This window comes from Pseudarthrobacter phenanthrenivorans, from assembly GCF_036455295.1.
Classification (GTDB): Bacteria; Actinomycetota; Actinomycetes; order Actinomycetales; family Micrococcaceae; genus Arthrobacter; species Arthrobacter phenanthrenivorans_C.
The window spans coordinates 71,511-93,866 of sequence record NZ_JAYXNX010000001.1; the positions used below are offsets into that span (position 1 = coordinate 71,511).

Sequence of the window (22,356 nt, forward strand, 5' to 3'; positions counted from 1 at the left end):
GGGTCCTTGGGGAGCTGTTGTTTGGGCGGTGGTCATCGGCCCAGTGTCCTGGCCAGGAAATTGATGGCTTCGTCCTGCATGGCGGCAGTGAAGACGTGGCCGCCGGGCCAGAAGCTGCCGGTATAGGTGCCCGTGCCGCCATGCAGGGACTCCAGCACCCTGTGGGCGTCACGCATCCCGTCCTCCGGAAACAGTTCATCCGCCAGGGCGTACTGCACCAGGAACCGCGCGGCTGCCGCCCGCATGGTCAGTTCCGGCCAGTCACCCAGCTTCCAGAGCCCGGGGGTTTGCAGCAGCCAGGAGTGGGCGTCGAGATAGGAGGGAAAGAGGGAGTCGAAGGTGGTCATCATGCAGGCCACTACCGAGGCCCGGATACGGGGGCTGAGGATGGCGAGGGCCAGGGACCGGCCACCGCCGCCGGAGAAGCCAATGCAGCCCAGGTTCTCAGGGTCCACCCCGGGGAGGGCGGCCAGGATCTCCAGGGCGGCGAGGTCGTCGTGGGCGACCATCCCGGCCAGGCTGGTGCCCAGCAGGCCGGCCGCCTTGGCGATGGTGTCTTCGTGGAAGCCTGCCGAGGCGTTGTATTGCTCGGCTTCGGAAGGTACGACGCCGTCCTCCCGCCACTGCGCCTGCCTCGCTTCTGCAGCGGAAGCCGTGCGCCACGGGGGAGTTGAGAGGTCGAATTTCCGGCTTCCCCAGGCGAAGGCGTCATGGGCCAGGACGGCAAAGCCGCGGCGTGCGATGTCCGTGGCCAGGGCGTGCCCGTCGTAGAGGCCCGGGCGCGCGGCCGCCGCCGACGGGTGGTTGTCCGGCAGCGCCACCAGGCGGTCTGCTCCGCCGAACTTGTTACCTCCATGGCAGTGCAACGCCAACACCCCGGGCAGGGAGCCGGAACTTCCGGCCGGCCTTACCAGCCAGCCCGTAGTCCGTGGGCCGAAGCCCAACTGCCAGCTGAGCTCGGTGGTGGTGGCGTCGTCGTACGTTTCCTCCCAGTGCACCGTGGCGTGGGGAGGCACGGAGGCGCCGGGAACGCCGAGGGCATCGGAAAGCTCCTGGGCCGGGTGTGTGGCGGCGGGGTGGACCGGGTGTTCCCGGACGTAGGCGGGCCAGTCTTCATAGCCTCCGATGGCGCTGGGCCGTGCTGCCGCGACCATCGACGGCCTCCCTTCACGAGGCTCGGCGGTCCTCAGAAAACGGTTTCTCACAGATTAACAAAGGCGTTGCCAGGCGTCAACGAGGCGTTTCCACTGATCCTCAATGCTCTCCGTCCTGAGTTTCCGCCACCACCGCAACGCCGCCTGCAGGGACGGACCCGGGAAACGGCGCACCGGTCAGCAGGTCGGTACCCGTGGCGGAAACCGGGGCGTCAGCGCGTGTGTGGTTGATGGCGAACAGGAAGGTCTGACCGTTGGGCGAATGCCGGCGGACCAATTCCACGCCGGGACCGGCGGACGCAGCCGGCGCAACCCCGGACTCGGCAAGCAACTTGTCCAGGAGGGCATCAATCCCGTCCGGGTGGGGGAACGTGGCGAGGTACCAGGCTGTGCCCGAACCCACGGCCCGGCGGGTCAGGGATGGGACGCCCGCCAAGGGGTATTGGGTGAAGGTCTGCACCGCTTCGGCGCGTTTGAGGTGGACGTGCTCGCTCCAGACCGACGCCTCGGTGCCGTCGCTGAGCTTGAGCCGGGACCCACTGAGCAGGGGGTGGAACTCCTCCACCCTGATGCCCAGGAGCTCGCGGAACGCCCCGGGGTAGCCGCCCAGCCGCACGTGGTCCTGCAGGTCCACGATCCCGCTGAAGTAGCTGACCAGCACCGTGGCGCCGGCATGCGCAGCGGCGGCAATGGTGGCCGCGTTCTCATCCGATACGGCGTACAGGGTGCACACCAGCACCAGGTCATACCCCTCCAACGAGCCGGACGGATGCACCATGTCCACTGAAATGCCGCGGAGGAACAACGCGCGGTGGAAGGCCCGCAGCACGGCCAGGTACTTGACGTCGACGCTGGGCTTGGAATCGATTTCGCTGGCCCACCAGGCCTCGTAGTCAAAGACAATGGCTGCGCGGGACCGGACCCGGGATCCCCTCACGGGCTCCAGCCGTTTCAGCGCGGCGCCGAGGTCCACCACCTCCCGCCACACGCGGGTGTCCCGTCCGCCGTGGGGGACCATTGCGGAGTGGAACTTCTCCGAACCGGCGAAGCTCTGGCGCCACTGGAAAAACATCACGGCGTCGGCCCCGCGCGCCACGTGCGCCAGCGAGTTCCGCAGCATCTCGCCGGGCATCTTGGGCTGGTTGCGGGGCTGCCAGTTCACGGCCGACGTCGAATGTTCCATCAGGATCCATGGGTCACCGCCCGCAATGCCCCGGGTCAGGTCCGCGCTGAAAGCGAGTTCGATGTGCCGTTCCGGGTCCGCCGCCACCAGGTAGTGGTCGTTGGCGATGACGTCCAGGTCCTTGCTCCAGTCGAAGTAGTCCATGGATTTGGTGGCGCTTGAGGCCATCAGGTTGGTGCTGCAGGGAATGTCCGGTGTCACCTCGCGCAGGACGGCCACGAGCTCCCGGTAGTAATCCATCAGCGCCCAGGAATTGAACCGCTGGAAGTCCAGCTGCTGGCCCGGGTTCAGCGTGGAGGGCGCGGCCCGGGGTGGCAGGATTTCGTCGAAGGAACCGTAATTCTGCGACCAGAACGCCGTCCCCCAGGAGGCGTTGAGCGCCTCGATGCTCCCGTACCGGCGCTGCAGCCACGCCCGGAAGGCGGCGGCGTCCTCCTCCCCGTAGAACTCCGAGACGTGGCAGCCCAATTCGTTGTCCACGTGCCACAGGGCCAGGGCGGGGTGGCCCTTGTACCGTTCGGCGAGCATGCGGGTGATGCCGGTGGCGTAGCGGCGGTAGATGGCCGACGACGGCGTATAGTGCCGCCGCGAGCCCGGTCCCAGCACGGTCCCGTCAGCCGTGACCGGCAGGATCTCCGGATGCTTGCGCACCAGCCACGCTGGGGGAGCGGCCGTGGCGGTGGCCAGGGCCACTTTCACCCCGATCCCGGCGAGGTTGTCCATGACCTCGTCCAGCCAGCCGAAGTCGTATTGCCCTTCAGCCGGTTCCAGGAGGGCCCAGGAGAAGATTCCCACGCTGAGGAAGTTCACCCCGGCCTCCTGCATGAGGTCCAGGTCCTCCAGGCGGACATCGACCGGCCACTGCTCGGGGTTGTAATCGCCGCCAAAGGCGATGCCCTCCACCTTGCTCCAAACACTCGGCGGGCGGTTGGTTTCCTGCATCTCCGGCTCCTCTGGTCTCTGTCTGTTTCCGGCCGTGCCTTTCCTGCGGCAGCAGGGGCCTGCTACACGGGCCTAAAGGCCCACGTTCCGGTGTGCACCCGGAAGTCGCGGGACGCCCGGTGCTTCCCATTGTCACCAGCGGGAGGGGAGCTTGCCATGGCGGCATCCGGGTTGGGGCCCTCCACGGCGTAGGAGCCGGCAGGCAGCCGGACCGTGGCAGTGACTCCCGGAGGGATGGTGCACTCCAGCTCCACCCGTTGGCCACGCCGCCGCCAGCCGGCCCGCACGTACCCGTTGCCCGCCGGGACGCTTCCGCCGGCCTGCTCCAGCCGGCACAGCGGCGGTTCGACCAACACCTCGTTGCCGCCCGGCGCGGTGTACCTGACGCCCAGGAGGTGCTCCAGGATCTCCTTGATGACGGACGCGGACCACGCATGGGACTGGCTGTAGTCCGTTCCCTCCTCCAGGTCCCAGGCCTCCCACGTGAACGTGCCGCCGCGGTCCAGGAGCTGCGCCCAGCCGGGCTGCTCCTTGTTGGTGAGGAGGTCCAGGACCGCGTCCGTCATCCCCTGGCCTATCAGCGCGCGGACCAGCCGGTGCACGGTCATGGGTCCCTGCCGCATGCCCATCCCGGCCATCCGGGCCGCATCCGCCGCAGCGTAATCCGGCCCGGTGATGCCCAGGGACAACGGGAAGGAGGTGGCGTGCTGGGAGGCGTGGGAGCTGGGTGTCCCGTCGGCGTGGAGTCCGTCCACCATGACCCCGCCCACCCGCAGCCGTGCGCGGATCGCCTCCGCCAAGGTGCGGGCCGCCGCGGAATAGTGGACCGCTGCTTCATGATCGCCTGCCGCGCTGCAGAGCCGCGCCGTGGACACCATGGCAGAGTAGGCCTGGGCGTTGGCGGTGGTTTTCGCTGCGCAGTCCATGTCGTAGCCGAACCTGCCGGGCGCGGGCCAGTCCACGATTCCATGCAGGTAGGGACCGGAGCCGCCGCCCAGTGTGGTGACCAGTCCCGCCGTCGGGCCTTCCGCCGGAATGTGCCGCAGGGCATAGTCCGCAGTGTCGCGAAGGTGGGGGAGCAGGTCCTGCACCAGGCCAAGGTCGCCCGTGCGGAGGTGGTATTCCTCCGCCCACTCGGGCAGCATGAGGGAAAAATCGGGGATGTCCCGCTTGCCGTCCCCGTTGGGATAGACGGCGTTGTAGCGCCCCTTCTCTTTGGCCGGTGTCCAGTAGCGGCGGGCGGACCAGGCGAACTCCCGGAGCGCCTGCGCCGTATAGGCATGCTCACCGAAAAGCGCCATGGTGGCATAGGAAATGTTCGCCGCATCGGCCAGGAACTGGCCCTTTTCCCGGGTGGGCGTGTCCACGAACTGCTCCTGCACGCCATAGAACGCAGAATCGCGGAGCAGCCGGAACACTGCGTCCAGGACGGGGTCCGAACTGCTGAAACTCCCCTCGGCAGGGTGGCCGGCGTGGACAGTGCGGGCGCCAACGCGGGACACCTCTGCTGCTTCGATTCCGGGCAGTTCCAGGTAGCGGAAGCCCAGGTGCACCGAGGCACGGTACTGCTGGGGCCCGGACGCCTGGGTGTAGGGGAAGGACATGTCCGTGTTCTGGCTGGCGGTCTTTCCGGCATCCACCCTGCCATCGGGGCTGAGCACGTACCCCGCCCGCATCATCACGGTCCGCCCCGGCACACCGTCCAGGAAATCCACTTCCGGCCGCGCTGGAAGGACCTGGCCAAAGTCGGCCACAAGGGTGCCGTCACCGGCGGTGAGGAACTGCGCCGGGGGCACGAATTCCCCTGACAGGAAGGTCCTGCGGGGGTGCAGTCCGGGAAAGTCCGGCGTCGGGTGGGCGCCTGAGCTGATTGCGGGCGGAAGGTCCCGGGCGGCTGAGAGGGATGCGGCGGCAGGGCCGTCCAGGTGCTCCACCGGGTCACCCTCATCGTTCCGGTACCCCGACTGCCGGTAGGGCCCTTCCACAGCGGACCAACCCGGACCCGACGTGAGGACGTCGCGTCGGCCGTCGTCGTAATCCACCGTGAGCCGGACCAGGAGGCCCGGGATGCCGGCCGCGCGGCCCTGGCCGGGACCGTACCAGTGCAGCAACGCGGTGACCGGCACGGGCGTGTCCGCAGGGTGCCCGCGGAGCGCATCGGTGATATCCGCGGCGTCGTAATACCCCTCGCCCGGATAGCCGAAGGAGGTGGTGCTGAGACAGTGCCTTCCAGCCACGGAAAGCTGGGCGTGGTGGTGGGCGGCCGCGTAGAGGCGGGCCCGCCGGACCGTCCCGGTGAGCTGGAGGGTGGTCCGGAACAGGGTCCACTCGTCGGGTTGGCGGTGTTCGGTCGTCGGGGACCACTGCGTCAGGCAGGCCGCCGCTTCCCCGCGCGCATTGAAGCGGTGGTCCAGCAGCACGGTCCCCGCCCTGCCGGCGGCAGCGTCGGTGACACGCAGCGACGCATACTCCGCCTGGCTGCGCGGGCCCTGGTGCAGCGCGGGCCTGCCTTCCGCCGCGCCGCCGGGCGCTTCAACGGCGAGCAGTTCCGCTCCGTCCACATGGACGCGGATGGTCCGGCCGTCATCTGCGACGGTGACGTCGCGCCAGGTACCGGAGGGTTGTTCCCCCGCCTGGGCCGACGCCAGGACCTCGGTCTCCGGCACTGCGGGGGAAGGGATCTCCCATTTCGGTGCCCGGCGCAGCACTACATCTCCATCGGCGCCCAGCTCCAGCAGCAGGCCGGTTCCGGCGCGGCTGCTGCGCAGGAGCAGGCCGGAGCGGCCCATCACGGGACGAACCCGCGCCTCCAGCCGGTAGCTGTGGAGCGCGGGGCAGGGAAGGGGCAGGAAGGGCGACGCCGCCACGCGGAGAGCGTTGTTGAGGATCCCGAGGGGAGCGCGTCCACCCGGCGCACGCCCGATCCAGGCGGCGTCCCAGGAGCTGTCACCGAGTCCGGTGCTGAACGGCTGCAGGGCTGACCAGCCACCCAGAACACCGGCTGCGTCACGGACTCGGACACGCCACGCGTAGTCCGCGTCGTCGTCGAGCACCAGGGCGCCGCAGGAGACACCGCGCTGGGTGTTCCGGCCCACCGGCCCGGAAGCCCACAAAAGGGAACCCCTGGCGTCCTGCACCTCCAGCTCATAGCCGGTCTGCCGGGCAACGGTGGGGTCGCCGCCGTCGTCCAGGTTCAGTTCCCAGCTGAAGGCAGGCGAGGGGGCAGCCGTCAGGCAGGAAGCGGCGCCGTCCGTCAGGAGGTTGACGGCGTACAGCGCGCCGGCGCCACCGGCCAGGGCCGCGGCGTCCCGGGCGGCTGCCTCCTGCAGCCCCGTCTCCCGAAGGCCTGGCTCCAAGCGTTCCGTGTCATCGCGGTTCATGAGGGCGGCAGCTCGAATGCAGTTGGGGTGGAGACGGCCCAAGGCAGTCCCAGTTCGCTGAACGTGGCATGCCGGCGGCCCGCGCGTTCCAGGGCGTCCTCAATGCCCGCCACTATGGGGTGGGCGGCGTCGCCGTCGCCTTCCCATCGAACATGGGCGGGGTCAATCCGGGTTGGCGGGGGCGCCGTGCGGACGGCTTCCAGAACCAGCATGAAGGCTCCGCTGTCCATCAGGCTGCTGATGAGCGGAACGCCGGTGGCGCGGTGGGCCAGGAGGTTCTCCGTCAGGTCGTCACGGCCGAAGGTTTCTTCGGTGCGCCCGGACGCTGCCTCGACGGTCAGCCTGTCTTCCGTGTAGTGGAACACCGCAGTGCCGGCCGAGCCCTGGAGGGTGACGTACGGCTCCTCCGCGTCCGACGCGCAGATGGTCAGGGCGCAGGTGATGGGCAGCCCGGCGGACGTGCGGATCCGGACCACCGAGGTGTCATCGGATTCAATGTCGTTCGCGTGGTACAGCTCGGTTTCCACCGAAGCCAGGTCGTCGGTGGTGCGGGCCCCGGCGATCCGGAGGGCGGTTGCCACGGCATGGGCCAGCGGATTCGTGACCACGCCGTCCACCACGTCCACGCCATTGATGCTCCTCTTTCCCGCCCAGCGGGAGCGTTTGAAGTAGGCCCTGTCCCGGACCCAGCGGCCCGTGGCGGAGAGGCCTTCCAGCGTGCCGATGGTCCCGGCGGCCAGCAGCTCTTCAATGGCCTTCAGGGCGTGCGAGCCGAGGCTCTGGAAGCCCACCTGCACTCCGTGCCCTGATGCCGAGGCCGCCGCGAGCAGCCGGTCAAAGTCCGCCAGCGACGCGACGGGCGGCTTCTCAAGGTACAGTTCCGCGTCCGTGGCCAGGGCGGCCAGCGCCAGCGGGGCGTGGGTCTGGATGGGAGTGGCCACGATAATGGCGTCCAGGTCGCGGGTGGACCCAAGGAGGTCTTCGAGCCCCGGATAAACAGTGGCCGACGGCGGGACGGCGCCGGGTGCCGGAGGCTGCGGATCCGCTACGGCAACCAGTTCAACGCGTCCCTGTGACTGGAGGCGTTCGAGGTTCCGCAGGTGGTGGGTGCCAAAGCCATGCACTCCCACCAGGGCAACCTTCGCGGCTGCCGCGGAGGCTGTTCCGGTGTTGCTGCCGGCGGCGTCCATCGCCGTTTCCATGGTTCTCCGATCTGCCCCGCGGGGCGGTGCCTGTGCCTACTTGATGCCCGTTGTCGCGATGCCTTTGACCAGGAATTTTTGGCCGACGAGGAAGGCGATGAAGACGGGAAGGAGCGAGACGACCGACATGGCGAACATCGAACCCCAGTCGGTGCTGGATTGGGCGTCGACGAAGCTGCGGAGCGCCACGGGGACGGTAAAGACGTCGGGGGAGGTGAGGTAGATGAGTTGGCTGAAGAAGTCGCTCCAGGTCCAGATGAAGGTGAAGATGGTGGTGGTGGCCAGGGCCGGTGTCATCAGGGGGAGGATGACCTGCAGGAAGATGCGTGGGTGGCCTGCGCCGTCGATCCTGGCTGCTTCATCCAGCTCCCGGGGGATGCCGCGGATGAACTGGACCATGAGGAAGATGAAGAACGCGTCGGTGGCCAGGAATTTCGGCACGATGAGGGGCGCGAAGGTGTTCACCCAGCCGATCTGGGAGAACAGGATGTACTGGGGCACGATGACCACGTGGATGGGGAGCATGATGGTGACGAGCATGGCGCCGAACATCCACTTTTTGCCGCGGAAGTCCAGCCTGGCGAAGGCGTAGGCGGCCAGCGAGCAGGAGACGAGGTTTCCGATGACCGCGCCCAGGACAACGAGGGCCGAGTTCAGCAGGTAGGTGCCGAACGGTGAGGTCAGGGCGTTCCATCCGGTGGCGTAGTTCTCCGTGTGGACCTCGGTGAGCCAAAGTCCCGGGGCACGGAATACGTCCGCGCTGGGCCGGAAGGATGAGGCGATCATCCACAGCAGGGGGTAGATCATGATGATCGCGGCTGCGATCAGGACCGCGTGTTTCAGTAAGCTCTTGGCGCGTTGCCTCGGACTCGGGGCATAGCCGGCGCTCCGGGTGAGGGTGGTGCTTGCCGGGCGGCGTTCCCGGACGGGGCCGGGTACGGGCGGTGTGGCGTCGGTGGTGACGCGCGGGGCTGATTCAGTCGTCATAGAACACCCAGAATTTCGATGCGTAGAAGTTGATGGCGGTGAAGACGCCGACGATGACGAGCAGGACCCAGGCCATGGCCGATGCGTAGCCCATGTCGAACTGGCCGAAGCCGCGCTGGTAGAGGTAGAGCGTGAAGAACATGGTCGAATCGGACGGGCCGCCGGTGCCGCCGGAGACGATGAACGCCTGCGTGAAGGACTGGAACGCGCCGATGATCTGCAGCACCAGGTTGAAGAAGATGATCGGGCTCAGCAAGGGCAGGGTGATTTTCAGGAACCGGGTGGGCCGGCCTGCGCCGTCCACGGCGGCGGCTTCGTAGTACATGGTGGGGATTTGCCGCAGCCCGGCCAGGAAGATGATCATCGGCGAGCCGAAGGTCCAGACGTGCAGCAGGATGATGCTGCCCAGGGCGGTGCTGGGGTCCGAGATCCAGCCGGGGCCGGTGATTCCCACCATGGCCAGAAGTTGGTTGACCAGGCCTGAAGTGCCGAACATCTGCTTCCAGAGGATCGCCACTGCCACGGAGGACCCCAGCAGGGACGGCAAATAGAACACCGAGCGGTAGAACGGCAGGCCCTTGAGGCCTTTGTCCAGGGCCAGCGCCACGGCCAGGGCCAGCCCCAGCTGCAGCGGGACACCGACGATCACGTACGTGAGTGTCACCCGCAGGGAGTTCCAAAACCGGTCGTCCTGCATCATCCGGGTGAAGTTGTCGGTGCCGATGAAGTTCGGGTCCTGGATCAGGTTGTAATCCGTGAACGACAGGTACAGCGAGATCAGCATCGGCCCGACCGTGATGGCTGCCAGGCCCACAATCCAGGGGGCGAGGAAGACCATGGCGGCGCGGTTGTCCTTGTAGGTCCGCTTGACATTGGGGCGCCCGCCCCGGGACTTCTTCCCGAGGCTGCCCAGTTCAGCGAGTGCGCTCATTTCTTGGCATTCTTGATCATGTTGTCCGCGTCGCTCTTGAACGCGGCGGCCGCATCCTGCACGCTCGCACGCCCGAACAGGACATCGGTGGTGTGGCGGCCGAGGGCGTCGGCGGCCTTGCTCGAGCCCGTGGGCGGGACGGCGGGCGCGTCGCCGAGCTCGGGCTTGATCTCCGTGAGGAAGTCGAGCGCCGCCTTGTCGGTCGGGGTGAGCAGGGGTTTGATGGCGTCCTGGATCTTCGAAGACGTTGAGAAACCGCGCTCTGTGGTGATGATCTTGGCGGCGTCGGTGCTGTTGACCAGGTAGTCAATGAATGTCGCCGCCTCGGCCGAGTGCTTCGAACGCGATGACGCGGACCAATACATCGAGGGCTTGTAGAAGAGCCCATCATCCTTGGGGTTGCCGTCCTGGCTCGGTACGCGCAGGAGCTTGATGTCGCTGCCGGCGGCCTTCGCAATGGCGCCGAGCTGATTGGTCCACCAGAATGACATACCGGTCTTGTTCGTCGCGGCCAGCGTCTGCTCGACCGGGGCGCCGATGTCCTCCTGTGCCACGCTCGCCGGGGGCGCGGCATTGGAATCCATCAGCTTCTTTTGGAAGGCCATGTAGGAGGCCACGCCGTCGACGGTGAAACCGGTCTGGCCATCCTGCGTGTAGAGCTGCTCTCCCCTCTGGCGCAGCCAGATGCTGAGGCTCTGGTCCGTCAGGGCGTACGAGGATCCATAGTTGCCGGCGCCGGCCGCGAGAGCCTGGGCCGTCTTCAGGTAGTCGTCCCAAGTCCACTTCGTGTCGTCAGGGATTGCGACGCCGGCCTTCTTGAACACGTTGACGTTGGCGAAGACCGCCAGGGCGTTCTGGCCAGTGCTGATGCCGTTGAGCTTGCCGTTGTACTGGCCTGCCTTGATCGTGTTCTGGTCGAAGGCGGACAGGTCCAGCTGGCTCTGCTTGGAGAGGTCGAGGAGCGCGCCGCGTCCGCCGTACTCGGCGATGTAGGCCAGGTCCATCTGGATCACATCCGGTGCGTCATTTGCGGCCGTCTGGGTGGCCAGCTTGTCCCAGTATCCCGACCACACGCCGGGCTCTGCCTGGATCTTGATGTTCGGATGGGCCTGCTGGAAGGCATCGATCACCTGCTGGGTCTGGTTGTTCCGCACATCGTTGCCCCACCAGGAGACACGCAAGGTAACGGATCCGTCAGCGTTCTTCGAGCCGCCCCCGGTACCGCAGGCGGAAAGGGCCCCCACTGCAGCAGTTCCCGCAAAGAGTGCCAGTGCCGATCGGCGGGTCAAGGTAGTCATTGTCTCTCCTTTGAGTTCATGGGTTGCTGTGCAGGGGGTCCGGGTCCGGATCCAGGGCGTGTGTCCTACGCCACGTTGCTCTTGTATAAGGAAAGCGCATTCCATACAACTTGGCAAGCCCTTTCCATCGCATCGGGCACGTGGTATGTAACGATTCAAAAATTGTCCCGGCCGGCGGGCTGCTGCTGGTCCGGATTTTCGGGAAACCGATTACTCGCACGATGGGGGACTATGTCGCGTCTCGCCGGTGCGGGGGCAGGGGAAGGAACCCTGCCATGCCGGCGGGGACCTTCAGTGCGGGTGCCTACTCATTTCTCGACACCCTCGCCTGGACTGCGCGCCCGAGCCTGCCGTGGATTGCCTTCGCCCTTTTTGCCCGGGTCCCGCCTGGGTGGGCTGTACCTGCTGGAGGTGCTGAAGGGCGGGCCCTCGCTGACGTTTTTCGTCAATGGGCTGTGCCTCTTCGAGTGGGGGTATGCAGCCAGGGTGCTGGCGGTGGCCGGATCGGTTTCCGGCAGATGCCTCCGCTCGGGGCCGCCCGCCGCAACCTGGTGGTGGAGAAGCTTTAGCAGCAACGCAAGGCGGGCGGCCCGAAAGGACCGCCCGCCGTGTTTATCGTTTTTCGGGTTGTTGACGTACCGGAAGCTAGAGCCCCAGGAGTCGGTTGAGCAGGTTGGTGAGGCCGTTGAGTCCATTGCCGCCATCGAGGAGGCCGGTGACGGCGCAGAGGAGGTTGCCGACCAGGTTGCCCGCCCCGGTCTGGGAGGTGATGTTCAGGACCACCTGGTTCAGGTCCACGTTGAGTCCCAGGAGATTCAGGTGCAGCGGCCCGAGGACAAGGTTAAGGACGTCGCAGCTGCCGCCGGAGGCGAGCGCGGCAGCTGTGGAGGGCGCGGCTGCAGCAGTGGTGGTCAGTGTCTGGGAGACGGGGGTGGCCACGCCGTTAAGGTCCGTGAAGGTACCCTGCACGAGACCCGTGACGGTCAGCTGGCCGTTTTGGGTGCTGAAACCTGACGGGGTGAAGGATCCCACGAAGGTGCCGACGCCGTCGATGGTCTGGTTGATGGTTCCCGTCACGTTGGCGACCCTTGTCGATTGGGTGGCGGTGGAAGGAGCCGCTGGCGCCGCTGCCGTGGCCGGGCCTGCCATGCCGAAGAGCATGGCGCCGGAAAGGGCAATGGCGGTGACTGAAGCTGAGACCTTTGTTCGCATTTTCGGTAAATCCTTTCAGCGCCGGGCTGCGGCGCAGTGAACCCCCCGAGGCTCCGCCCCCATGGAGAACCCCGGCGGAACTGGTTATTTCAAATGCACTTGTTTCAGATGCAGCCCTGGCGGGCCGCGACACGTGGCGCCGAAGTGATCCAGGCCACGGGCACGCCGACCACCGTATTAGTAAGTATGCTGATTAGTCAAGCTGTGGAGTGTCGACTCCCGGCGTGGTGCAAGATAGAGGGGTTGGTGATCTGCCCACTGGAGGGAGGCGGGATATGGAGCCCGTATTGGTTGACGGCGGCAAAGGCACCGTGGAACTGCGCGCCGACGGGATCATCCACCTCATCTGGGAACCCAAGGTCCGCATAGAAGCCGAGGATGCGCAGGCTGCCATGGCCGCCGTGAACCGCCTGGCCGGTGACGCCAACTACCCGATGCTGGTAGACATGGCCACCACCGAAAACGTCAGCATCCAGGCGCGGTCGGTGTTCTCCATCCCCTGTGCAGCAAATCGCATAGCCTTGCTGGGCTCGAGCCCCGTGGACCGGATCATCGCCAACTTCTTCCTTGGCGTCCACGTCCCGCCATGCCCTACCCGATTCTTCACGTCCCGGAATGAGTCCATGAAGTGGCTGCGGCAGGACGGAAAGTAGCAGCTACTTTGCTGCCCTAACCTGCGGCGGGCGTGGCTGTGCTCTGCCTGACCACCAGTTCGGGGGTGAACACCACGGCCCGGTGGACCGGGCTCTGGGACTCCACCTCTTCGGACAGCAGTTCAATGGCTGTCCTGCCCAGCAATTCAGTTGGCTGGCGGATCGATGACAGCGGTACTACTGCCGATGCTGCAAAGTCGATGTCGTCGTAGCCGACCAGCGCCACGTCCTCCGGGATGCGGAACGTGTGGGTCATGGTGAGCGACTGCATGACGCCGAGGGCCAGGAGGTCGTTGGCGCAGAAGATTCCGTCCGGCAGGTCCGCCCGGCCCCGCCGGACCAGCATGTCGCCCACGCTGCGGCCGGCCAGGACCGTCTGGCCCTCCGCGTCAAGTACTTCCAGTGTGGCGTCCGGTTCCTCCTTCACGGCCCGCCGGGCGCCCTCAAGCCGGTCCGCGACCTGGCGGATGGACGTGGGGCCGCCGACGAAGGCGAGCCGACGGCGGCCGGTATCCAGCAGGTGCCGGGCGGCAAGGTACCCGCCGGCGTCGTCATCCACCGCAACCGAGCTGAATTTGGACTCGTCAGCCAGCCGGTCCACCAGCACCGTGGGCACGCCGCGCTCGCGAAGGAGATCGAGCCTGGCCGTCACATCGCCCACCGGTGAAATCAGGAGTCCCTGGACGCGCTGCTCCTGGAAGAGGTCGATGTAATTGGCCTCCCGGCCTGCGTCGTGGCCGCTGTCGCCCAGCAGGACGGCGCTTCCCTGCAGCGCGGCTGCATCCTCTGCTGCACGCACCACCGAGGTGAAGAAGGGGTTGCCGACGTCCAGGACAATGAGCCCGATGGTGCGGCTGTGGCCCACGCGGAGCTGGCGGGCGGCATCATTCCGCACGAAGCCAAGATCATCGATGGCGCGCAGCACCCGCTCCTTGGTCCTTTCCGAAACCCGGTCCGGATAGTTCAGGACGTTGGAGACTGTGCCCACGGCCACCCCCGCGTGGGTGGCCACGTCCTTGATGCTGGCTGTGCGGTTCATCAATTCTCCGTGCCGGTCTGCCCGTGGAGGTCGGCTCCGCGGGGTGGATCAAAAGTTTTTGCCGTTGCTTGACACCTGCTCAAATCCAAGAGTACTTTGAATCGTACCAATGAAACGATTCAAAAAATCGTGGTTTCCAAAAGGGGTTCCCATGCGCGTCTGCTTCCGTTCCTCGGTCCAGCCGGCTTTGATGGCCGAATACCGGCGCCGGCACGCCGCCGTGTGGCCGGACATGCTCCTTGCCCTGAAGGACGCAGGGTGGCACAACTACTCCCTGTTCCTGGGGGAAGACGGACTCCTTGTGGGGTACGTGGAGTGCGACGACTTTGACGCCGTCCGTGCCCGCATGGCCCTGACGGAGGTGAACGCCCGCTGGCAAGCGGAGATGGCGGAACTTTTCGAGGACTCCGGACAGGCGCCGGATGAAGGGTTCCAAGTACTTGAGGAAGTCTTCGACCTGGAGAGCCAGCTCGCAGCCGCCGGTTCCCGGCAACCACAGCACTAACGCTTCAGCAGCGGTGCACCCACCATGACGCATCAAACAGACGCTCCACCACCGGAAAGAACCATCATGAATGACGTAGCAACGGCGCTGGGCAGGCTCGGGGAGCTTGCCATCGAGGTCCCTTCGTGGGCTTATGGAAATTCGGGTACGCGGTTCAGGGTGTTCGGCACGCCTGGCACGCCGCGGACCGTCCAGGAGAAATTGGCGGACGCTGCCAAGGTCCACGAGCTGACCGGATTGGCACCCACCGTTGCCCTCCATATCCCGTGGGACAAGGTGGACGACTATGCCGCGTTGAAGGAGTATGCCGCCGGCCTGGGAGTGGGGTTGGGCACCATTAACTCCAACACCTTCCAGGATGACGAGTACAAGTTCGGTTCACTGACCTCCTCCAACGAGGCCGTCCGCCGCCGGGCGATCGACCACCACCTGGACTGCATCGACATCATGCACGCCACGGGGTCCCGCGACCTGAAGGTCTGGCTGGCGGACGGCACCAATTACCCGGGCCAGGACGACATGCGCGGGCGTCAGGATCGCCTGGCCGAATCCCTGCAGGAGATCTACGCGGCCCTGGGGGATGGGCAGCGCCTGGTGCTGGAGTACAAGTTCTTCGAGCCGGCTTTCTACCACACGGATGTTCCGGACTGGGGCACCTCGTACGCCCAGACCCTGGCGCTGGGGGAGAAGGCGTTTGTCTGCCTGGACACCGGCCACCACGCCCCGGGCACGAACATCGAGTTCATCGTGATGCAGCTGCTCCGCCTGGGCAAGCTGGGCTCGTTCGATTTCAACTCTCGCTTCTATGCCGACGACGATTTGATCGTGGGTGCCGCGGACCCGTTCCAGCTCTTCCGCATCATGCATGAGGTGATCCGGGGCAGCGGCTACGGGAAGGATTCCGGCGTTGCCCTCATGCTGGACCAGTGCCACAACCTGGAGGAGAAGATCCCGGGCCAGATCCGGTCTGTGCTCAACGTCCAGGAGATGACGCTGCGCGCCCTGCTGGTGGACACCGCTGCGCTCGGTGAAGCCCAGCGTGCCGGCGATGTCCTGGCCGCCAACGGCATCTTCAACGACGCCTTCTACACCGACGTCCGGCCGCTCCTGGCCGAGTGGCGGGAATCCCGCGGCCTGCCCGCGGACCCGATGGCCGCCTACAAGGCCAGCGGCTACCAGAAACAGATCAACGAGGACCGCGCAGGCGGCCGGCAAGCCGGATGGGGCGCCTGAGGAAGTTATGACGAACAAGACTGTTGAAGACCTGATTGCCCGTTCCAACCGCCTGGGGGCGGACAAGCGGAACACCAACTTCGCCGGTGGCAACACCTCGGCCAAGGGCATGGCGAAGGACCCGGTCACGGGCGGTGACGTCGAACTGTTGTGGGTCAAGGGTTCCGGCGGGGACCTGGGCACGCTGAAGGAGCAGAACCTTGCGGTGCTGCGCCTGGACCGGCTGACCGCGCTGAAGAACGTGTACCCGGGCGTGGAGCGCGAGGACGAGATGGTGGCCGCGTTCGATTACTGCCTGCACGGCAAAGGCGGGGCTGCGCCCTCGATCGACACTGCCATGCACGGGCTGGTGGACGCCGCGCACGTTGACCACCTGCACCCGGACTCCGGCATCGCGATCGCCACCGCGGCGGACGGTGAGGCCCTGACCGAAAAGATCTTCGGCAACAAGGTGGTCTGGGTGCCTTGGCGCCGGCCCGGTTTCCAGCTGGGCCTGGACATCGCCGCGATCAAGGACGCCAACCCGCAGGCCATTGGCACCATACTGGGCGGCCACGGCATCACCGCCTGGGGCGCCACCAGCGAAGAAGCAGAGCAGAATTCGCTGTGGATCATCGACCAGGCCGAAAAATACATCAGGGAGAACGGCAAGGCCGAACCCTTCGGAGCCAAGCTCCCGGGCTACGGCGCCCTGCCCGAGGCCGAGCGGCGTGCCAAGGCCGCCGCCCTCGCACCGGTGATCCGCGGCCTGGCCTCCTCGGACAAGCCGGTCCTGGGGCACTTCAGTGATGACGCCTGCGTCCTGGACTTCCTCGAAGCCGCCGAGCACCCGCGGCTGGGTGCGCTGGGCACTTCCTGCCCGGACCACTTCCTGCGCACTAAGGTCAAGCCCCTGATCCTGGACCTGCCCGCGGCCGCGTCCATCGAGGATTCGATCGCCCGGCTCCAGGAGCTCCACGCGGACTACCGCGAGGACTACCAGGCCTACTACGACCGCCACGCCGAGGCGGACAGCCCAGCCCTTCGCGGTGCTGACCCGGCCATCGTGCTGGTCCCGGGCGTGGGGATGTTCTCCTTCGGCAAGGACAAGCAGACCGCCCGCGTGGCCGGTGAGTTCTACCTCAACGCCATCAACGTGATGCGCGGCGCGGAGGCCATCTCCACCTATGCCCCGATCGAGGAAGCCGAGAAGTTCCGGATCGAGTACTGGGCGCTGGAGGAAGCCAAACTGGCCCGGATGCCCAAGCCCAAGTCCCACGCCACCCGCATCGCCCTGGTCACCGGCGCCGCGTCGGGGATCGGCAAAGCCATCGCCACCCGGCTCGCCGCGGAAGGCGCGTGCGTCGTCATTGCCGACCTGAACCTGGAGAACGCGCAGAAGGTCGCCGAAGAGCTCGGCGGCGCGGACGTCGCCGTCGGCGTCCAGGCGGACGTGACAGACGAAACCCAGGTCGCCGCAGCAATCGACGCCGCGGTCCTGGCGTTCGGCGGCGTTGACCTGGTGGTCAACAACGCCGGCCTGTCCATCTCCAAACCGCTGCTGGAAACCACCGAAAAGGACTGGGACCTGCAGCACAACGTCATGGCCAAGGGATCATTCCTGGTGGCCAAGGCCGCAGCGAAGGTCATGATCGCCCAGGGCATGGGCGGGGACATCATCTACATTTCGTCCAAGAACTCCGTGTTCGCCGGCCCCAACAACATCGCGTACTCCGCCACCAAGGCAGACCAGGCCCACCAGGTGCGCCTGCTCGCGGCCGAACTGGGCGAGTACGGCATCCGCGTCAACGGCATCAACCCCGACGGCGTGGTCCGCGGCTCCGGGATCTTCGCCGGCGGCTGGGGCGCCAAACGCGCCGCCGTCTACGGCGTGGACGAGGAGAAGCTGGGCGAGTACTACGCCCAGCGCACCCTGCTCAAGCGTGAAGTCCTGCCCGAACACGTAGCCAACGCCGCCGCCGTCCTCACCAGCAACGAGCTGTCCCACACCACCGGCCTGCACATCCCCGTGGACGCCGGCGTCGCAGCAGCGTTCCTCCGGTGATCACCTCGCAGGATGTCGACGGCGGCATGTTTGCCGCCGTCGACATCGGAGCTTCCTCCGGCCGCGTAATCCTGGGACGTGTCTCCCCGGACGGGGTGGCGCTGGAGACCGTCCACCGGTTCCCCAACGGAGTGGTGGAACTCGACGGCGGCCACCGCTGGGACTTCAACGCCCTGTTCGCGGAGGTGCTTGCGGGCCTCCGGGCGGCCGCCGCGGTGGCCGCCGGGCAAGGCGAAAGGATCGCCAGCATCGGCATCGACACCTGGGCCGTGGACTACGGGCTGGTGGACGCCGCCGGGACGCTCGTGGCGCAGCCGTACAGCTACCGCGATGACCGCAGCCGCACCGCCGTCGCGCCCGTCCACGCCACACTGGACCCTGAGCGCCTCTACCAAACGACCGGCCTGCAGTTCCTGCAGTTCAACACCATCTACCAGCTCGCCACCGAGAAGGACCTGGACAGGCTGCAGGCACTCCTCATCCCGGACCTGATCGCCTTCCTGCTCACAGGCGTCCGCAGGACCGAAGCCACCAACGCCTCCACCACGGGTCTTTTCGACGCCATGGCGGGGGAGTGGGCCGCCGAATTCTTCACCGCGCTGGGACTGCGGAAGGACCTGTTCCCGCCGCTGATCCAGCCCGGCGACGCTTACGGGGTCATTTTGCCGGACGTTGCCGCGGCCACGGGACTTCCCGCCGGAACCCCCGTGGTGGCGGTTGGTTCCCACGACACCGCGTCCGCCGTCGCGGCCGTTCCTGCCACGGAGGACGCATTCGCCTACATCTCGTCAGGCACCTGGTCCCTGGTGGGACTGGAACTCAAGCACCCCGTCCTGACCCAAGCCAGCCGCGAAGCGAACTTCACGAATGAACGCGGCGTGGACGGCACTATCCGCTACCTGCGCAACGTGGGCGGCCTGTGGCTGCTGAGCGAGTGCCAGCGGACCTGGGCCGGTGAAGGGTTCCAGCCCGACCTGCCGGCATTGCTGGAAGCCGCGGCCGCCCTGCCCGCCGGAGGACCGCAGATCAACGCGGACGATCCCTACTTCATCGCCCCGGACAACATGCCCGAACGCATCCGCGCCGCGGTCCGCCGCACCGGCGATGTCCTGCCCAACGATCCCGCGGCCATCACCCGCTGCATCATGGACAGCCTCGCAGCAGGCTACGCCAGGACCATCAGCACCGCCGAAGGCCTCGCCGGCCGCTCCGTGGACGTGGTGCACGTGGTGGGCGGCGGCTCCCTGAACACCCTGCTCTGCCAACTCACCGCCAACGCCACCGGCCGGCCCGTCATCGCCGGTCCCGTCGAAGCCACCGCCCTGGGCAACGTGCTGGTCCAGGCCCGCGCTGCCGGCGCCGCGGCAGGAGGACTGGCGCAACTGCGCCGAATCATCGCCGCAGGAACCACGCTTCGCCGCTACGAACCGGTGGACCTCATCGTCCATTGAGGATTCATGCACTAGAAATAGAAGATCTTCTCCTCCGCGGGCCGCCGAACCACCAGAAACCAGAAGGACAACGATGCCCCTCTTCGACCTTCCCCTTGCACAGCTCCGCAGCTACACCTCCGACGTCACTCCACCGGAAGACCTGGCCGCGTTCTGGGACGCCACCCTGGACGAAGCCCGCGCCTTTCCGCTGGACGCGACCTTTGAGCCGGTGGAGAACTACCTCACGGTGATCGACACTTACGACGTCACGTTCTCCGGCTTCGGGGGTGCGCCGGTCAAAGGCTGGCTGCACCTGCCTGCCAACCGGGATGCCGGGGCCCGGCTTCCGGTGGTGGTGAACTACATCGGCTATTCGGGCGGCCGCGGCCTGGTCAACCAGGACACCCGCTGGGCCCAGGCCGGATACGCGCATTTCATCATGGACACCCGCGGCCAGGGCTACGGCGGCCTGGTCGGCGACACGCCGGACCCGCACCCGTCTGCCGGTGACGTGGCGCACGCCGGTCTGATGACCCGGGGCATCGCCAGCCGCGAGGACTACTACTACCGCCGCGTCTACGTGGACGCCGTCCGTGCCGTGGAGGCTGCCCAGGCCCACCCCGCCGTCGATCCCGCCAAGGTGGTGCTGGCCGGCGTCAGCCAGGGCGGCGGACTGGTGGTGGCCACCGCGGGGCTGACCGCCGGACGGCTCGACGGCGTCATCGCCGCGCTGCCGGACGTGCCCTTCCTGCAGGACTTTCCCCGTGCCATCGACATCACCCCGCGCGGGCCCTACCCGGAGATCGCCCAGTTCCTGGCGCGGCACCGGGACCGTTACGACGCGGCGCTGGCAGTCCTGGGCTATTTCGACGGCGTCAACCTGGCCCGCTACGCCACGGCGCCAGCGTTGTACTCGGCGGCGCTGATGGACGACATCTGTCCGGCGTCCACGGTGTTCGCCAGCTACAACGCCTACGGCTCCGGGACCAACGCGTCTTCCGCCTCCGGTGCCGCCAAGGAGATCGAGGTGTACCGCTTCAACAACCACGAAGGTGGCCAGGAACACCACTGGATCCGGCAACTGCAGTTCCTTCGCAAGCTGCTGGGGTAGCCCGGCACCGGATTGTGACGGAGGCTGATTTTGCGGACGCGGTGACGCGGGCTTATGGTCATTGCCATGACTAACCGTTGGTATGCGTATTTTTCGTTGGCTCTGGAGGAGCCCGCGTCTAACTGACACGCATCCAACTTTCCTTCAGAGCCAACAGGGCAGAGATGATTCTCTGCCCTTCGCCGTTTCTCCGGCGGGTTCTGAAATCCGGGCCCGCTTCCCATCTGGAACAGGACCCGAACATGAGCACCGCAACAGCAGCAGCCCCCGCCGCCGACACCAAGTCCACCTCCAACCTGCGGGTCAGTGAATTCACGCCGCTGCCCACTCCTTCCGAACTCCTCGCCGAACTGCCCCTGGACGCCCGGGCGGCGGACGTCGTCGAGCGGGGCCGGGACGAAGTGCGCGCCATCATGGACGGCGTGGACGACCGCCTGCTGGTCATCGTGGGACCCTGCTCCATCCACGACCCCAAGGCGGGGCTGGAATACGCCCGCCGGCTGGTCAGCCAGGCCGAAAAGCACAAGGAAGACCTGCTGATCGTCATGCGGACCTACTTCGAGAAGCCGCGCACCACGGTGGGCTGGAAGGGCCTGATCAACGATCCCCGGCTGGACGGCAGCCACGACATGGTCACCGGCCTGCGCACCGCCAGGAAGTTCCTTCAGGAGGTGACGGCGCTGGGCCTGCCCACCGCCACCGAATTCCTGGAGCCGATCAGCCCCCAGTACATGGCTGACCTCATCTCGTGGGGTGCCATCGGCGCCCGCACCACCGAAAGCCAGATCCACCGGCAGCTTGCCTCCGGCCTTTCCATGCCCATCGGCTTCAAGAACGGGACCGACGGCAGCCTGCAGGTGGCGATCGATGCCTGCGGCGCCGCGGCGGCAGCGCAGGCATTCCTTGGCATCGATGGCGAGGGCCGGGCTGCACTGGTGGCCACTGCCGGCAACCCCGATACCCACGTGATCCTGCGCGGCGGCCGCAAGGGGCCCAACTACTCAGCGGCGGACGTGGAGCGGGCCTCCAGCGAGCTGGCAGGCAAGGGGCTGAACCCGCGCCTCATTGTCGATGCCAGCCACGCCAACAGCGGCAAGAGCCACCACCGCCAGGCCGAGGTTGCGCTGGAGATCGGTGCCCAGCTGGAGGACGGCGGGACGGCGGCGCGGGCAGTGGCCGGCGTGATGCTGGAGAGCTTCCTGATGGGCGGGGCGCAGAACCTGGACGTTGCCGAGCACGCGGCGGGGCGCTCCGACCTGGCCTACGGACAAAGCGTCACCGATGCCTGCATGGACTGGGAGGTTTCCGCGTCAGTGCTGGAGCAGCTGGCGGCCTCGTCCCGGAAGCGGCGTCAGTCGAAATAGGGGAGCGAAATAGGGGGCCTCACTACTTTCACATCTGCCACATGAACATCTACAGTATCTATTTAGGTGGTTGGTGGATGGCTCAGCATCGGAACACCGCATTGGCACGTACCTGGGGTCACTGTTGTCCATCCGTCAGCAAAGGAAAATAGGGAAATGTCGGCAGAACAGAACTTCTCCAACGCGAAGTTCCTGACCGTGGCTGAAGTAGCCGAGGTCATGCGCGTCTCCAAAATGACTGTCTACCGGTTGGTCCACTCCGGCGAAATGCCGGCTGTGCGCTTCGGCCGCTCCTACCGGGTACCGGAAAACGCCGTTGAACAGTACCTTAAGGGTGCCGTGGTGGACGGCCACACGGAGACGGCCTGAGGCAGCCTGTCCCGAGCCGCCCCCGATAGGCGGTACCCTGTTAAGGAACGTTTTACGTCATTGTAAGAATCTGTCAGTTGTTCAGTTCGTAGCTTTGTCCACGGACATTCCCCATCAGGCAGGTACTGCATCTAGTTTGTAAGGAACTTTCGTGGGTTCAGTTATCAAGAAGCGTCGCAAGCGTATGGCCAAGAAGAAGCACCGCAAGCTGCTTCGCAAGACCCGTCACCAGCGCCGCAACAAGAAGTAGCAATACTTCGTTCAGCGTGGAAATGCCCGTCGCCTTCCCAGGCGGCGGGCATTTCGTTTGTCCTGG

The 22,356-nt window shown here is 66.6% G+C and carries 18 protein-coding genes; 9 read left to right on the forward strand and 9 right to left on the reverse strand.

Annotation, left to right across the window (positions count from 1 at the left end):
- Positions 1-32: 32 nt before the first annotated feature.
- The 8 genes from VXJ37_RS00320 to VXJ37_RS00355 all read right to left on the reverse strand — a co-directional run bounded on the left by VXJ37_RS00320 (position 33) and on the right by VXJ37_RS00355 (position 12,289).
- Positions 33-1,154 (reverse strand): acetylesterase, encoded by a 1,122-nt coding sequence (locus tag VXJ37_RS00320; protein WP_331321089.1) that lies wholly within the window; start codon positions 1,152-1,154, stop codon positions 33-35.
- Between the two features lie 100 nt (positions 1,155-1,254).
- Complete coding sequence (locus VXJ37_RS00325) at positions 1,255-3,279, reverse strand: beta-galactosidase (RefSeq protein WP_331321090.1); 2,025 nt, start codon at positions 3,277-3,279, stop codon at positions 1,255-1,257.
- Positions 3,280-3,341: 62 nt separating this feature from the next.
- On the reverse strand, positions 3,342-6,659 hold the full coding sequence (locus tag VXJ37_RS00330; protein ID WP_331321091.1) for a family 78 glycoside hydrolase catalytic domain: 3,318 nt from the start codon (positions 6,657-6,659) through the stop codon (positions 3,342-3,344).
- Positions 6,656-7,861, reverse strand: a complete 1,206-nt coding sequence (locus VXJ37_RS00335) for a Gfo/Idh/MocA family protein (protein WP_331321092.1) — start codon at positions 7,859-7,861, stop codon at positions 6,656-6,658. Before VXJ37_RS00335 ends, VXJ37_RS00330 begins: the two co-directional genes overlap by 4 nt.
- A gap of 36 nt (positions 7,862-7,897) precedes the next feature.
- Entirely contained in the window at positions 7,898-8,848 is a 951-nt protein-coding gene (locus tag VXJ37_RS00340) for a carbohydrate ABC transporter permease (RefSeq protein ID WP_331321093.1), read from the reverse strand.
- Positions 8,838-9,779, reverse strand: coding sequence for a carbohydrate ABC transporter permease (locus tag VXJ37_RS00345; RefSeq protein ID WP_331321094.1), 942 nt, complete (start codon positions 9,777-9,779; stop codon positions 8,838-8,840). The genes VXJ37_RS00340 and VXJ37_RS00345 overlap by 11 nt, the downstream gene beginning before the upstream one ends.
- Positions 9,776-11,077, reverse strand: a complete 1,302-nt coding sequence (locus VXJ37_RS00350) for an ABC transporter substrate-binding protein (RefSeq protein ID WP_331321095.1) — start codon at positions 11,075-11,077, stop codon at positions 9,776-9,778. The genes VXJ37_RS00345 and VXJ37_RS00350 overlap by 4 nt, the downstream gene beginning before the upstream one ends.
- A 645-nt stretch (positions 11,078-11,722) precedes the next feature.
- On the reverse strand, positions 11,723-12,289 hold the full coding sequence (locus VXJ37_RS00355) for an ABC transporter substrate-binding protein (protein ID WP_331321096.1): 567 nt from the start codon (positions 12,287-12,289) through the stop codon (positions 11,723-11,725).
- A gap of 275 nt (positions 12,290-12,564) precedes the next feature.
- On the opposite strand from VXJ37_RS00355, the gene VXJ37_RS00360 reads away from it, so the two are divergent.
- On the forward strand, positions 12,565-12,942 hold the full coding sequence (locus VXJ37_RS00360) for a DUF7793 family protein (protein WP_331321097.1): 378 nt from the start codon (positions 12,565-12,567) through the stop codon (positions 12,940-12,942).
- A gap of 16 nt (positions 12,943-12,958) precedes the next feature.
- Here VXJ37_RS00360 and VXJ37_RS00365 read toward each other — a convergent pair whose 3' ends face one another.
- Complete coding sequence (locus VXJ37_RS00365; protein WP_331321098.1) at positions 12,959-13,981, reverse strand: LacI family DNA-binding transcriptional regulator; 1,023 nt, start codon at positions 13,979-13,981, stop codon at positions 12,959-12,961.
- A 151-nt stretch (positions 13,982-14,132) separates the two neighbouring features.
- Here VXJ37_RS00365 and VXJ37_RS00370 point away from each other — a divergent pair, with 151 nt between their 5' ends.
- The 8 genes from VXJ37_RS00370 (at position 14,133) to VXJ37_RS00405 (ending at position 22,290) form a co-directional block, all read left to right on the forward strand.
- Complete coding sequence (locus VXJ37_RS00370; protein WP_331321099.1) at positions 14,133-14,486, forward strand: L-rhamnose mutarotase; 354 nt, start codon at positions 14,133-14,135, stop codon at positions 14,484-14,486.
- Between the two features lie 66 nt (positions 14,487-14,552).
- Complete coding sequence (rhaI, locus tag VXJ37_RS00375) at positions 14,553-15,719, forward strand: L-rhamnose isomerase (protein ID WP_331321100.1); 1,167 nt, start codon at positions 14,553-14,555, stop codon at positions 15,717-15,719.
- A gap of 7 nt (positions 15,720-15,726) precedes the next feature.
- Positions 15,727-17,763 carry a bifunctional aldolase/short-chain dehydrogenase gene (locus tag VXJ37_RS00380; RefSeq protein ID WP_331321101.1) on the forward strand — a complete coding sequence of 679 codons (2,037 nt, stop codon included), beginning with the start codon at positions 15,727-15,729 and terminating at the stop codon, positions 17,761-17,763.
- A 26-nt stretch (positions 17,764-17,789) separates the two neighbouring features.
- Positions 17,790-19,214 (forward strand): rhamnulokinase, encoded by a 1,425-nt coding sequence (locus VXJ37_RS00385; protein ID WP_331321463.1) that lies wholly within the window; start codon positions 17,790-17,792, stop codon positions 19,212-19,214.
- A 73-nt stretch (positions 19,215-19,287) separates the two neighbouring features.
- The gene (locus VXJ37_RS00390) at positions 19,288-20,307 is read left to right on the forward strand and encodes an acetylxylan esterase (protein ID WP_331321102.1); all 1,020 of its coding nucleotides are present in this window, start codon (positions 19,288-19,290) and stop codon (positions 20,305-20,307) included.
- 242 nt (positions 20,308-20,549) lie between these two features.
- A complete protein-coding gene (locus tag VXJ37_RS00395; protein ID WP_331321103.1) occupies positions 20,550-21,671 on the forward strand; it encodes a 3-deoxy-7-phosphoheptulonate synthase in 1,122 nt (373 codons plus the stop codon).
- 156 nt (positions 21,672-21,827) lie between these two features.
- Positions 21,828-22,040, forward strand: coding sequence for a helix-turn-helix domain-containing protein (locus tag VXJ37_RS00400; protein ID WP_043452394.1), 213 nt, complete (start codon positions 21,828-21,830; stop codon positions 22,038-22,040).
- Between the two features lie 151 nt (positions 22,041-22,191).
- Positions 22,192-22,290 carry a 30S ribosomal protein bS22 gene (locus VXJ37_RS00405; RefSeq protein ID WP_003792170.1) on the forward strand — a complete coding sequence of 33 codons (99 nt, stop codon included), beginning with the start codon at positions 22,192-22,194 and terminating at the stop codon, positions 22,288-22,290.
- The last annotated feature ends 66 nt before the right edge of the window (positions 22,291-22,356 follow it).